This is a genomic window from Blastopirellula marina (assembly GCF_002967765.1).
Classification (GTDB): Bacteria; Planctomycetota; Planctomycetia; order Pirellulales; family Pirellulaceae; genus Bremerella; species Bremerella marina_A.
The window spans coordinates 92,863-106,965 of record NZ_PUHY01000005.1; the positions used below are offsets into that span (position 1 = coordinate 92,863).

Annotated in this window: 9 protein-coding genes; 3 read left to right on the plus strand and 6 right to left on the minus strand. The window is 54.8% G+C overall.

Annotated features, from left to right (window positions below; translation table 11 throughout):
* Positions 1-246 precede the first annotated feature (246 nt).
* From C5Y83_RS04470 to C5Y83_RS04480, 3 genes are all read right to left on the minus strand, one after another.
* Positions 247-1,290: a TolB family protein gene (locus C5Y83_RS04470; protein ID WP_105328459.1), complete on the minus strand. Its 1,044-nt coding sequence runs from the start codon at positions 1,288-1,290 to the stop codon at positions 247-249.
* A gap of 48 nt (positions 1,291-1,338) precedes the next feature.
* Positions 1,339-1,896, minus strand: coding sequence for a DUF3365 domain-containing protein (locus tag C5Y83_RS04475; RefSeq protein WP_105328460.1), 558 nt, complete (start codon positions 1,894-1,896; stop codon positions 1,339-1,341).
* Positions 1,897-2,011: 115 nt separating this feature from the next.
* Positions 2,012-2,503, minus strand: coding sequence for a hypothetical protein (locus C5Y83_RS04480; protein ID WP_105328461.1), 492 nt, complete (start codon positions 2,501-2,503; stop codon positions 2,012-2,014).
* Between the two features lie 172 nt (positions 2,504-2,675).
* Between C5Y83_RS04480 and C5Y83_RS04485 the strand changes: the two genes are divergently transcribed.
* Both C5Y83_RS04485 and C5Y83_RS04490 read left to right on the plus strand, forming a co-directional pair.
* Positions 2,676-3,551 carry a hypothetical protein gene (locus tag C5Y83_RS04485; protein WP_146117625.1) on the plus strand — a complete coding sequence of 292 codons (876 nt, stop codon included), beginning with the start codon at positions 2,676-2,678 and terminating at the stop codon, positions 3,549-3,551.
* A 262-nt stretch (positions 3,552-3,813) separates the two neighbouring features.
* Positions 3,814-5,514, plus strand: coding sequence for an ATP-dependent nuclease (locus C5Y83_RS04490; RefSeq protein WP_105328463.1), 1,701 nt, complete (start codon positions 3,814-3,816; stop codon positions 5,512-5,514).
* Positions 5,515-5,525: 11 nt separating this feature from the next.
* Here the strand turns inward: C5Y83_RS04490 and C5Y83_RS04495 are convergent, their stop codons facing one another.
* The 3 genes from C5Y83_RS04495 to C5Y83_RS04510 form a co-directional block, all read right to left on the minus strand.
* Positions 5,526-6,902, minus strand: coding sequence for a DUF1552 domain-containing protein (locus C5Y83_RS04495; RefSeq protein WP_105328464.1), 1,377 nt, complete (start codon positions 6,900-6,902; stop codon positions 5,526-5,528).
* A gap of 287 nt (positions 6,903-7,189) precedes the next feature.
* On the minus strand, positions 7,190-9,475 hold the full coding sequence (locus C5Y83_RS04505; RefSeq protein WP_105328466.1) for a DUF1592 domain-containing protein: 2,286 nt from the start codon (positions 9,473-9,475) through the stop codon (positions 7,190-7,192).
* Positions 9,476-9,550: 75 nt separating this feature from the next.
* Positions 9,551-10,309: a CbrC family protein gene (locus C5Y83_RS04510; RefSeq protein WP_105328467.1), complete on the minus strand. Its 759-nt coding sequence runs from the start codon at positions 10,307-10,309 to the stop codon at positions 9,551-9,553.
* Between the two features lie 910 nt (positions 10,310-11,219).
* Here C5Y83_RS04510 and C5Y83_RS04515 point away from each other — a divergent pair.
* Entirely contained in the window at positions 11,220-14,075 is a 2,856-nt protein-coding gene (locus C5Y83_RS04515; protein WP_233207097.1) for a ribonucleoside-diphosphate reductase subunit alpha, read from the plus strand.
* The last annotated feature ends 28 nt before the right edge of the window (positions 14,076-14,103 follow it).

The window sequence follows — 14,103 nt, forward strand, 5'->3', positions numbered from 1 at the left end:
TTGTACCGATAATCCCGTAGCGTCCAAACCGTTTGGCTGCAAAACTAGCACGCTGGATCGGCCGGAGTCAGATTAAGGAAACAGAAGCCTCCAAGTGATTCCTGGGCTCCTTCCGTCGCTGTTGCCAAGGCCGTTGACTGCCGTCGTATAAGAGTTCGCATCACTGCTGGACATCGATGTGAGACACTTGGCCATCGTCGAATGAGATGGCAACCCAGCCGGTCCAACCGGGGCGGGTCTAATACATCAGCTCTTATCCGGCATCGCAGCTCTTAGGCTCGGGTTAGAAGACGCGTCGGGCGGACTTGGTTTCCAGGCTTGCGGCTCGGTGAACAGCTGGTCTGAGGCGACTTCCGAGAGCTTGCCGTCGGCGAGTGTTAGTTTCCACAAGGCGTAAATCGGCCGGCTCCCGGCGTTGCTATCGACCTGGCGGAGAAAGAGCAATGTGTTGTTGTCATCCGCCAAGTCAGGCATACGCGTTATGTGGGAATGTTCGATCGGATAGATCGCTGGCTTCCCGCCGCTGGTTTCGACCGAGATGTCAAATTTGTAACGAAGGTTCCAGCCTGCGAGATAGAGAAAACGCGTTCCGTCCGGGCTTAAGTTTGGATCGCGGATCAGCAGATCTTGCGAATGCTTCGCCTCCTTTGATGTTGGTTCACGTACGGTTGGTTCAGAATCAGGAGAACAGATGAGCAACTGCTCGGCGAGTTCACTGGTGTTGGTGGTCGCCGCGAAGATCACCGCTTTACCGGCCCGCTGCACAACACAGCCGGGCGAACGGTATTGTTCGTTGGTTAGCCGCCGAACGTTGGTGCCGTCGGCTTCCATCACGTACACGTCCCAATCGTCCCATGTCTTGCCTCCCATCGAGTAGTTACGAAGCAAGTGCCCACGAAAAAAGACGATCTCCTTCCCATCGGGCCCAAACCGGGGATAGGTATCGGTCGTCTGCGGGGTGTCGGTCAATTGTGTGGTGGTCTGCGTTGCCAAATCGAGGTTGAATAGATGGAACGAAAGCCCGTCGTCGTACGACCGAGCAAACACAACCTGCGTACCGTCCGGCGAGAACGAAGGAGACGTTTCGACGCGATCGGTTTCGGTGAGCTGTGTGACCTGGTTCGTGCCTAAAACAAGTAAGAACAGATCGCCAGCGGCCGACGAGAACACCACCTTTCGCCCGTCGGTGGACATGTCGAAACGAACCAATCCATGCTCCACGTTCGAGCCGAAACAGCCCAGGCAAAGAGCGAAAAAGCAGATCGTAAAGATGGTCGAGATACGTCGCATGAAACGGTTTCTATCAGGCGGAAGAGTCACACAACGCCGGACGCTGTTCTACGGGATATCACGAGGCGTTGCCGGCTGGGGAACGTCTCGTGAAATCGGCATGGTGATGATCAGCCCGGCGGTGCGAGCTTTGGTGTCCTTTCGGTTTCGCACATGACATTTCAGGCACTGCGAAGCCAGGCGGATTGGGCCAGCAAAGCGGTACTGCTCGTTGGTGGTCGCTTCCCAGTAAGGTTTTCGCTGGGCAAGCGCCTTGACGGCATCTTTCTCGAACGCGTCTTCCGCTTGGTGATCGGTGTTTACCACATCAGTTTCGACGACCAGCCATTTTAGCTGTACGTGGAAGGTCTCTTCTAATGACTCGAATACGTCTTCCAGCGAAGCCGAAGGAATGACACGCGATTCGTCTTCCAGGAAGAAATCGCGATGGACGACCTGAAGTGTTCCGTGGATCGTTTCGTGAAGCAGCATCGCCCTGGCTCTTGCTTCCGCCACGGAAGTTGCCACGGCGATGTCAGGTGGGTTAGGCGGTTCCGCGTTCGCTGTGTTGGTGTTCAACAAGATCGTGAAGGTAAGCAAAACAAGGGTAGGAAGTGGCTGAGGCATGGTGGGGCTCGCATCGAGGGGGCGGTAGCAGCAACCCTCTAAGATAATCGAACGCCATTCCTGCGGCCATGCGTTGCGACGATCGCGAGGGCTCCACGGCTGCGTTCACTTTCCTCTACTTCTCCTTAACCCAATGGTTCAAGTCGAGAAAGTCTTTCACGTGCAAGTAGTAGCCGACGTCCCCTTCGTTGCTGTTGTAGCAGACGACTAGGAAGCTGCAGTTCTTGAGCTGATCGGGGGCGGCGGAGAAAGATACGCTGGTCATCTCATCCGGTTGGCCATGTTTCACTGGACGAGGTTCCAGCTTGGCAGAGACCAGATGCTTGCCGTACTCGTCTTGCACGCGAAGTTCGGCGTAGGTGAACTTCTCGAGCCAGCCTTCTTGTTTGAACTCGAGCCAAACCTGGATGCCAGCATCACCGTTCTTCCGGGCATGCATGGTGATGCCGTACTTGTCTTTGGCCTGGGGCTTGCTGAGCGTTCCGATACTGATCAACGCGTAAGCGGAACTCGCCGTGTAAGCAACGATACCGAGTGCCAGCAGAAAGATTGGTAGCCATGCGGCGTGATTTGCGATGGGCAAGTTCAGGGAATGATGGCGATTCATGGAACAGTTTCTCCGACGAAGATGTCTCTGAATACGGTACGATTCGCGGAAGCGTCGATCGGTCGTGATCATCCAATGTAGAATGCGGCACCGCGAATCGGCAACACGAATTAGCATCCGCAGAAACGGCCCCTTGAAACGAACGCTTCTTTCCCGCCGCAGCGAATGGTAATTGCCTGACTCTTCCGCTTACAATACGCTAACGCGCCGCGATTGGTGGGCGTTTGTCTTTTCTACGAGGGGTGGGATCTTGCTGGCACGTGAGCGAGTCTATGTCTGGGTCAGTTTGTTGGTCGTGATCCACTGGATTTCGGTGGTCTCTGTCGAGCCTCGCGGTATCGTGCCTTTGGGCTACTTTCTCGGAACGTTGTCGGGATGTGCCACGCTTGCCGCTACCTGGACTGCCTTTGGTCCGGGGCGAATGATCTGGCGGATTCCCCTTTCAATGGTTTGGATCGTGTTTCTGTTAGTTGCCGTCGGCTTCAACATTTCGATCCATTCCGGCCCGCGAAATGGTGTATTCGTCGTGGGAGTTCTGATGTTGGTGCAGTGGCTGCTAACGCAGGTTCCGCTGTGGTCGCTTTACGTCGGCTTTGGATTTCAACTGCGATACCGGGACGATCTCCCCACGCAAACCGAAGCCAGCTCGATTCGTTTCGGAATTCGCGATCTGTTCATTACGATGGCGATCGTCGGAGTCTTGCTCGGGATCGGCCGCGTGATCGTGGCTAACATCGACATCACCGCCGGTGGCGAAGTCTATGCATTCGTGCTGCTCGGCATTGCAGGCGTGGTGATGATGTTCCCCCTGGTGGTCGCCGTGCTGATGCAGCGCTGGACCATTCCGGCAATCGGGCTGTCACTCGTGTTTATTGCCGCCGCCACGTTTGCCGAAATCCCCGTCTTCGCCCCCCTCGGCCCCGGGCCCAACATCGAACACTTCATCGGAATCAACACCGCCTCGGCGATCATCATCCTCATCATCGCAGGCGTCGTCCGTTTGAACGGGTACTCGCTGCAGCGGCTGGCGAATCGACTGGAAGTTTGATGGGGGAGGAGTTGCCGTAACGCACGTAAGAGCGCGCCAGCGATTTCTGCCTGCGGTTGGCAGGTGATTCAGCGCAGTGTTTTTGCCTGTTTTGATCGTGCTAACAACCCGGAGTTACTTGGGGCGCCGCTGGGGCGTGACCTCAGCCTGCTTTACCCCACATGCGGTCGTCCAAAACGTTCGCGCATAGTATATTCTTGGCAACGATAGTGTGTTTTTGAGTCTTCGCCATACGATCAATCTAAACTTGTGATTGCTTTCCATGATTCTTACCGAATTGACAATCAGCAATGTCGGTCCGTTCTACGGATCGGAGAAGGTAAAGTTTGAAGAATCCGTAACAGTGTTTACAGGAGCGAACGACTGCGGAAAGAGCTCCATTTTGAATGCTGTAGAGTTGTTGTGTGGAGTAGCCGGACACGATAGAGAGCTCACGGAAAGCGACGTCAATTTCGATCGTATATTGAGTGGTAATAACGGGTGGAAGAATGATACGGAGATTAGCTGCAAAGCCGTCTTCAAGATGACTGAGTTGTCGAAATCGCACGTTAAGGGAGTAGAGGCGGGGCAAGAAGTTTTCATTGAATGCCAACTCGCACCCATAAGTAGAAAAGTAACACGTGTGAGATTTAGGGCGAATGCGGAAGCTGGTTGGCGCAGTGGTGGTGCCGTAAGTGTTGGTAGTTTTCCTAAGATTATTAAACTGCCGCTAAATGAACCGATCAGATCCGTTATTGATTTAACTAGTCCGAATAATTCAGAGTTGGGGTTCCTTAAGTCGGCTTTCGATCCGGAGTTTTCCTTTTCGAAAATTCAAGGATTATCACCAGGGATGTTTTCCAACTTGCTTTCAAAAGCAAAAGGTGACCTCAATTCAAAACTACGTCGATTTCTTCCTGACGATATTACGCTTGAGTTTGATTTCGTACCTACTGATCCTGATAGAAGAGGCTTGAGTGTCAATATCCGTGACCACCATGAAGGGCACTCACCACTTGAGTTGCGTGGAGCAGGAATTCAGAGTCTTGTGAGCGTGATGGCGGCACTTACATCTCAATCGCTCGATGATTGTCATTTCATTGTACTGTTTGATGAGCCTGAGAACTCACTGCATGCAGATGCGCAACACGTTCTTCGGGCGTTTCTCGAGACTCTCGGAGATTCGCAAAACGCACAAATTATTTATGCTACGCATTCTCCTTCCATGATCAATTCGATGCGTGGAGAGTCATTGCGTCTTGTAAAAAGAAGTAACGATGGTGGCTTTGCCCGGTCTAAAGTAATTGAGCGTCCAATCGATGAAAACTTTTTGCCAGTGCGGAGTAGTTTGGGACTTAACGCATCCGATTCACTTCTTTACGGCCCAGTGACAATTGTTGTTGAGGGACCGACGGAAGTACTAGGAATACCCATTATATTTCGACGACTCTGGCAAGAAGGTGTTCCAGGATTTGAAAAAGTGGTAACGCTTTTACCTTTGTTGCACATTCTGGATGGATCAGGTGACAAATTTGACAAATTGTGTAAGGTGGCGATTTCTCAAGGAACTAGGCCCGTTGTTTTCTTAGACGGCGACAAGAAAGGCCAACGCTTGAATAGCATCACAAATGCTTTGCCCAATGTTCCGGTTGTTCTGTTAGAAGGAAGTATGGAATTTGAAGAGATCATTCCCACCGACGTCTATGTTAACTCGCTCGCAGAGGTAATGTCAGAGTATTACGACAATGCGGTGAACGACTTTACAATAGTGAAATTTGAGGCGTGGAATGAAGGTGCAAATCTGCCACAACAAATGGCCTTTTCGAAGCGAATAGACCGTTGGGTTGAGGAGACTACAGGGCTTTCTGTCGAGAAACCCCGCGTTATGAAGCACGCACTTTCTAGCGTGAATGTAGACGATGTGAAATTGGATGAACTCAAGGTATTGCTCGACAAAATCGTATACGAGTTGGCCAAGATCTGACTTCTCCTCTTCTACCCCCAACCTTCCAGCGCCCCAGTGCTATCTCCAAACTTCTCCACCTCGACTCCCATATGCCGCAGCAAGGATACGTACATGTTGCAGAGTGGGGTTTCTTTGGGGGCGGTGATGCGGCGGTTGGTTTTTAGGGTTCCGCCTCCTTTGCCGGCCAGAAGCAGCGGCAGGTCGCGTTCTTGGTGAGTGTTGCCGTCTTTGATGCTCGAGCCGTACATCACCAGGCTGTTGTCCAGCAGCGTGCGGTCTCCTTCGCTCAGGCTGCGCATCTTGTCGATCAGGTAGGCGTACTGCGAAAGGTGCCAGAGGACGATCTTTTCATATTGCTGGCGTTCCTTTTCTTCGTTGCGATGGTGCGACAGGCCGTGGAACGAGCCGCGGACGCCGTCGAGGAAACCGAAGTTGCGGCCTGTTTGGGCGTTGCCCAGCATGAACGTGGAAATCCGCGTGGTGTCGGTCCAGAAGGCCAGCACCATGATGTCGAGCATCAAGCGAACATGTTCCTGGTGGTCGTCCGGGATGCCAGGGCCGGGGCGCGGCAGGTCGAAGCGGCCTTGGTTGATCCACCGCTTTTGCGGCTTGAGGGCCGTTTCGATTCGCTTTTCAACGCTCCGCACGGATTCGAAGTATTCGTCCAGCTTGGCCCGGTCGCTCTCCCCTACCTTGCCCCGCAACGCTTTAGCATCTTCCAGCACCAGGTCGAGCACGCTGGCATCGTCGCGGGCCAGCGAGTCGGCGACCGCCTTTTGATTCGGATTGAAGCCAGAGACAACCGGCCCGGCGGTAGTGGTGCGGAACAAGCGATCGAACGCCAGGCGTGGGACGATCTCTTTCGGGACCGGCGTGTGCGGATCGCGCCAAGCGATGTGCGAACCGTAAATCCGCGTGAAGCCTCCACCGACGTTATCGACGCCTGTGTAAGCCGCGTCGACGCCCAGTTCTAAGGATGGGAGGGGCGTACGATCGCCAATTTTGCTGGCTAATACCTGATCGACCGAGATGCCGCCGGTGTTGATGTCGCGGCCGGACGTTCGCTCGACGAAACCGCCAGAGAGCCAGGCCGGAACCTTTGGCCAGTGTCCGTTGCGGCCAACCGTTTGACGATGCCAGAGGTTCTCGAGCACTGTTAGCTCTTCCTTAACACCTGCCAGCGGTTTGAGCATGGGCGTCAGCTCGAAGCTGCCATCTTTGGTCTGGGGCGGGTTCCATTGATCGGAACGGACGCCGTTGGGCACGAAGAGAAACGCTGCCCGCTTCGGAGGTTCGCTGAGCGTTTCCGATCCCCAGCTCGTGCGTCGCATCGATTCCAGCCAAGGCAAAGCCAACGCGGCCCCGGTCCCTTTGAGCAGTGTCCGTCGCGAAATAGGTTGAGGCATGAGTTAAGCTCCAAGGTTGGATGGGAATTGGTGGGATCGTATGGGGGAGGGTCGTCGGAATGGTGATGATCGGGGCTTCGTGCCGTCTTGTTTGGGCGGCATGTATTGACGGTCGCTCCTTGGGAGCTGATGAAACGTTGGGAACGTGGCTGGAATAAGCACCAGCGCATTCCAGCTTGCGTTATGTTCGAGCATCCTATCAAAGCTGGAATGCGCGAAGACGCTTATTCCAGCCTACGCATCTTCTTTTCTACGAATCTTCTCTCTGCACTCGGTGACCTTTGTAGCTAATCCTTTTCCGAATGCGAAGCTGCGTGGGGTGTCGTTTGTTGGCGGTGGCGGAAGGGGGTGCTGAGGACGATCGATTCGATCAGGGTTTGAAAATGGTAGTCGTTGTTTTCAAGGTCGGTGACCAGCGATTCGATGGTGCAGCTATCGGGATCTTCCAGGCTGCGACCCAACGCATAGCCTAAAACTTTTCGGCTTAAATGACGAGCGAATTCCTGCTTTCTTTCCAGCAGAATCACCTTCAGTTCGGCCGGGCCGGAGAAGACTTCACCGGAAGGAAGCGTGCCCGTGGCGTCGACTGGTTTACCGTTCTCGGCCTTATCGCGCCAACGTCCGAAGATATCGTAATTGTCGAGCCCGAATCCGATCGGATCGATCAGGTCGTGACAGGCAGCACACGCGGCGTTATCGCGATGCTTTTCGAGTTGTTGGCGGAAGGTCATTTTGTTCTTCGCACTCACCTTCTTCGGCAAGGCGGGCACATTTGCCGGAGGGCTGGGAACGGGCGTGCCGAGGAGCGTTTCCAAAACCCACGCGCCCCGTAGCACGGGGCTGGTCCGCTGCGGGTACGAAGTCACCATGTGCACGCCACCCAAACCGAACAGTCCGCCGCGCTGGCCATTGTTGACCTCGACCTTCTGCAGCTTCGAGCCCTTCACTTCCGCCAGGCCGTAATGCTTGGCCAGGCGGTTGTTGACGAAGCAGTAATCGGCGTCGAGGAATTCGAGGATGCTGCGGTTCTCGCGAACCATAAAGGTGACAAGCTGAACGGCCTCGGCCCGGAAGTCGGCGGCCAATTCGCTGGAGTAGATCTCGCGGAACTCACCGTTGATCGGCGAAACGCTACCACCCACTTCCTTCGTTCCCAACCACTGCCCGGTAAAGGTATCGAAGAACGCATCCGACTTTTCGTCTTGCAGCATCCGTGTGACTTCCGCTTGCAGCACCTGCGTTTCATGCAGCTTGCCTTGCTGGGCCAAGTCGAACAAACGTTGGTCAGGCATGCTCGACCACAGGAAGTACGAGAGCCGTGTGGCAAGTTCGTAATCGGTGATTGGTGCGATATTTGTCGATGTCGGGGTGTTCTCGATTCGGAATAAAAAGTGAGGCGAAACGAGCACCCCTTTAAGTGCCAGCTTGACGCATTCTTCGTATGGATCGTGCCGTTGCGAGGCGCGATCGTAGAGGGTGAGAAATGGCGTCAACTCATCATCGGTCACCGGACGGCGGAACGCTTTTGTCGTGAAGTCGCGGATAAGCTTGGTGGCCGCGTCGCGATTTCGCTGGTATTTGCCATCCTTCGCCTGAAAGAGGCGATCGTGAAACTGCTGGGCCTGATCGGGCCGCTTGATACCGTTCTCTTTCACGCGAAGTCGACGGACGTCAATTGCTGGTTGATCTTTGGGATTGCGAATGGCGATCGCATGGAAGCCACGATTCAGACGCACCGTGGTCGAGAACGACTGTTCCTTGTACTTCGGATCGAGCGAGAACCGATCGGCCGGTAGCCCGTCGAGTTTAAGGACCAGCTTCATCGCTTTGTCGGACTTGCTCAACGTATCGACGGTCAGTTCGTAGTCGCCTGCGACATAGATAACCACGCCGGCCGTGATCTCGTGATTCGGTTCGACCGTGCGCCGATTGCTGTCGGCGGAAGTTCCCGCGGGTAGAAATTGGCTCCCCTGAAATTCTTCCTGTAAGCGAGGCGTGATGATCGCGGCATCGAGGATCGCTTGCGCCGCTTCGACATAACGTTCCATCAACATTGGCGGCAGAAAGAGCGTCTCGCCGTTGTTGTTAAAACCTTCACCGCCACCACCATCGGTCGGAAAGGTTTCGTCGAAGCCAAGCTGCGGTCCCACGAGGTCGCGGATGGTGTTTTCGTACTCCAAGCGATTCAATCGGCGCGTGGTCACATTGCCGGCATACGGCCCCAGTTGGCAAGCGGTTGCACGCAGATGATCGTCGATCCACTGCGCCACTTGCAGGCGTTGTTTCTCGTTCGGCTGCGATTCATCCGGCGGAGGCATCGTGCGGTTGCGAAGCTGCGCCGAAACGCTGGCCCACATCCCACGATGCTGCTGCAGATCAGCCGTCGACTCGGCCTTCAAAAAGTCGACATGATTGTCGGGATCTTCCGGATCGTGACAATCAGCGCAGAACTGAGCAACGATCGGACGAATCTGCTTCTCGAAGTGATCAGGTGCTTCTGGCTCGATCGCCACGGCAGCCGAGCTGAACGCGAGCGAGATGAGCAGCGAAGCCGTTTGGGATTTGAGGGACATAGTCAGGCGTGAGGGTGCGAGGAGCGATTAGGGTGGGCGAGACACGAGGTTGAGAGGACTCGAATTGATAGGGCATCAATCCATGTCCATCGTCGCGCGAAACTGGCGGCATGCTTGGCACTCGAAGACGTACAGACAGATATGTTCGTTGTAAACGGCATCGATCATCGATTCATACTGGTCTTCGGCGACGTACGAAAACTGTGACTGACACATCAATTTTTGAAACTGCGGCCACGCCGTTTCTTGGGAGAGGCGGCGCTGAGCGAACGACTGCCACGTACCGACGTAGGTCATGGGGGCTTGGCAACAGAAAAGCCAGGTATCCCCCTGCCACGTTGGAAAGCTGGGCGTTCGCAGCAATTCGAAGAGTTGCTCAGGCGGCATCTTTACCGCGACCCAATCATCTTCAGGATCTACAACGATTGTTTCGTATCGATCGGTTTCGAGACCAGGCACACCGTGCGTACGTCCTTCGATCGCGTGTTCCCAACTGATGGCGCCGTACTCGGTATCTTTGGTCAACGCGGCTTTGCCTTCGCGAAGGCAGGCGTAGCAGACTGCCATCCGCTTTCGCTTTCCTTGTTCAGGAAATGGAACCGTCGTTTCGCATAGTCGACACGATCCATCTGCCTGATCACGAGCACGCAGGCCGTTGTCAGCTTGGCACGAAGGACAGGCAACGACCAGACAGTCGCCGACTCCAAGTTCAAAGCCTGGTTGGTCAGGCGTGTGGCAGACGCAACAGCGAGTCTCGGCCAGATAACCGCTCGCCTCTTCGATTGGGGCATCGAAAAGCGGAAAGGGCATTCCCAGTTCTGCAAACGTCGTCATCGTTCACCGGAAAGAAAGGAGAGGACGGGCGTCCCCATGTGAAGGGGGAACGACTGGGCAGGATCGCTGCCTGGAGGGGATTGTCGGCGGGTTCTCACTTCATCATAACGGGCAGGCGGAAACGTTAGTAGCGCGAAATGGGGGCCTCTAGCTAGCGAGGCCTGGGCACAAGATATTGTGTTGGTCTGGTGAAGCGAGTGGTGGTGGTTGGATGAAATCTCCAAAATTTTTCGCGGGCGACTCGCTCAGGTGTCGTCGAGGCACAAGATCTAGTGCTATCGCGCGGCCGGTTCTGCTAAGTGTCGTAATTTCAGGGACTTGTGGTGGTGATTCGAGCCATTGTATTGTGCCTGCGAACTAGGTCTTGGGCATGCATTGCTAGCAAAGCGAGTGTGGAAAGAGTTGTCGGATCTTGACATTACTTGTTGGCTAACAATGGTTTACGACATGTGAAGATAATGTGGTTGACGTGATCTGCTACCACGATATATTGGGCTCCCGTCGTCAAGAATGACTCAATTCGCCCCCAACATCTGGCGATATAACATTTTTGACGGCCCAGGATATTGTGCCTTGGGGATCCAGTGATACAATATCTTGTAGTGGTGCCCTCAAGGCAGTTCGGCTGAAAACAGTCAAACTGGGTGGGTGACAAAGCCTCTCTTTGCGAGAGGATCGGAAGTTAGGAGTCTCAAGATCTCGCCTGATCATTGTGTCATGGACGACCACGCATGCCCTTCGGGATTGCTTGCGCTTGATGCTGCCAAAATTCGAAACGTTGTCATCCACAAGGTGTGGTTCATACAAGGTTTGTTTCCCAACGGAACGTAAGGCGACGGCAATGGAATCGAAAAGGAACACAGCCGGCATGAAACCGGCTGGCAATGAGCAACCTGTAGGAGACGATGTCATGACGACAGTGACGACCCAGGTATCTTTGGACGTCCGCAAACGGGATGGCCGGATCACTTCCTTCGAGTCGACCCGCGTAGAGCAAGCCATCGAGCGAGCTTTCCGAGCGGAGATCGGTATCCCAGATCTTCAGCCGATCGAAGCGGCCTTGAAACAGCAGATCTCTGAGATCACGACGAACGTGGTCAATCAGATCGAGAATCGCCCGTTCAGCCGCGATGGGGTGGACGTCGAAACGATTCAGGATGCCGTCGAAATTCAGCTGATGCGACACGGGCACTTCTCCGTGGCTCGTCGCTATATCCTGTACCGTGAGCAACATGCCAAGCTGCGTGCTTTGCGTGCGGCTGAAGGTACCGGTACGCTGGACGCTCCACGCATCTTCGTGAAGCAGGAAGATGGCGAGAAGCTACCGTTCGACGCGACTCGCATGCGTCGTCGGATTTACTCCGCCGTGCGTGGTCTGGAGCAAAACTGCTCGGCCGAAGAGCTGGTCGAAGAGACCTACCGTACCCTGTACGACGGCATCACTCCGCAGGAAATCTACCGCGCCATGATCCTGGCTTCCCGGAGCCGGATCGAACGCGACCCCGATTACGATACGGTCGCTGCCCGCTTGATGTTGATGGTGATCTACAACGAAGCGTTGGGTCACATCCACCCGAGCGACGATTTGTCCGAAGTTTGCCAGCGGAAGTTTGAAGACTACATCGAAGTCGGTATCGAGTCGAAGCGTCTCTCGGACAAGCTGCGTGAGTTCGACCTGACCAAGATCGCGGCCGCCCTCCGTCCAGAACGTGACGCGGCGTTCCCTTATCTCGGTCTGCAAACGATTTACGACCGATACCTGTTGCACGTCGAAGGTCGCCGCATCGAAACTCCGCAATACTTCTGGATGCGAGTTGCGATGGGCTTGGCTTGGAATGAAGACGACAAAGAAGCTCGGGCGATCGAGTTCTACAACATCTTGTCGACCTTCCGTTTCACCTCGGCCACGCCAACGCTGTTCAACGCTGGCACGCTGCACCCGCAGCTCAGTTCGTGCTACCTCGGCACGGTGATGGACGACCTGGAGCACATCTTCAAGGTGGTCGGCGACAACGCGATGCTCAGCAAGTGGGCTGGCGGTTTGGGCAACGACTGGTCAAACATCCGGGCGACCAACGCCCACATCAAGGGAACCAACGGCCAAAGCCAAGGCGTGATTCCGTTCCTGAAGGTTGTCAACGATACCGCGATTGCCGTCAACCAAGGTGGAAAGCGTAAGGGTGCGGTTTGCTCGTACCTCGAATCGTGGCACTTGGATATCGAGGAATTCCTCGACCTGCGAAAGAACACCGGTGACGATCGTCGTCGTACGCACGACATGCACACGGCCAACTGGATTCCTGACTTGTTCATGAAACGCGTTCGCGAGAACGGTCAGTGGACCTTGTTCAGCCCAGACGAAGTGCCCGATCTTCACGATTTGTACGGGAAGAAGTTCCAGGAACGATACGAGTACTACGAACAGCAAGCCGACGAAGGCAAGATCCGCTTGTTCCGCCGCATCAATGCTTTGGAACTGTGGCGTAAGATGCTGACTCGCTTGTTCGAGACCGGTCACCCATGGATTACCTGGAAAGATCCGTCGAATATCCGTTCGCCTCAAGATCACGTCGGCGTGGTGCACAGCAGCAACTTGTGCACGGAAATCTTGCTGAACACCTCGAAGGAAGAAACGGCCGTTTGTAACCTGGGCAGCATCAACATGGTCGCCCACGTGAAAGATGGCAAGCTCGACCACGAGAAGCTGCGAGAAACCGTGACCACGGCGGTTCGGATGCTCGATAACGTGATCGACATCAACTACTACCCCACGGTCGAAGCGGGCAACTCCAACCGCAAGCATCGTCCGGTCGGGATGGGGTTGATGGGCTTCCAAGACGCGTTGTATGCCCTGGGCGTTGGTTATGCCAGCGAGCAAGCGGTTGACTTCGCCGACGAAAGCATGGAAGCGATTTCGTACTATGCCCTGCTCGCTTCCAGCCAACTGGCGGCCGAACGTGGCACTTACGAGACCTATAAGGGCTCGAAGTGGGATCGCGGCATCCTGCCGATCGATTCGCTGGATATTCTGGAAGAGGAACGGGGTGTCAAGATCGACATCAAACGCGATGGCAAGATGGACTGGCAAGTCGTTCGCGACGCGATCGCCAAGAACGGTATGCGTAACAGCAACGTCATGGCCATCGCTCCGACGGCAACCATTTCCACGATCATTGGTGTCGCTCAATCGATCGAACCGGCTTACAAGAACCTATTCGTGAAGAGCAACCTCTCTGGCGAGTTCCCGCAGATCAATCGTCGCCTGGTGCACGATCTGAAGGAGCTGGGTTTGTGGGATTCCGACATGATCGAATCGCTGAAGTACTACGACGGCGGTTTGTTGGAAATCGATCGTATTCCTGACGACATCAAGCTGAAGTACCTCACCGCGTTTGAAGTCGCTCCAGAATGGTTGATCGAATGTGCGGCCCGTCGCCAGAAATGGTTGGACATGGGGCAGTCGCTCAACCTGTACATGGCCGAGCCAAGTGGGAAGAAGCTGCACGAGATGTACTTCCTGGCCTGGAACAAAGGCTTGAAGACGACCTATTACCTGCGAACGCTTAGTGCGACTCAGGTCGAAAAGTCGACGGTCGACGTCAACCGATTCGGGATTCAGCCACGCTGGATGAAGAATCAAAGTGCTTCGGCCAACATCAAGGTCGATCGCGAAAAGACCAGCCAAGCCGACTTGGATCAACTTCCGGAACAGCAACCGGAAGCCAAGGTTTGCAACTTGGATGGCGATTGCGAATCGTGCCAGTAAACGTTGGTTAAGCCGTATCGGTTAACCT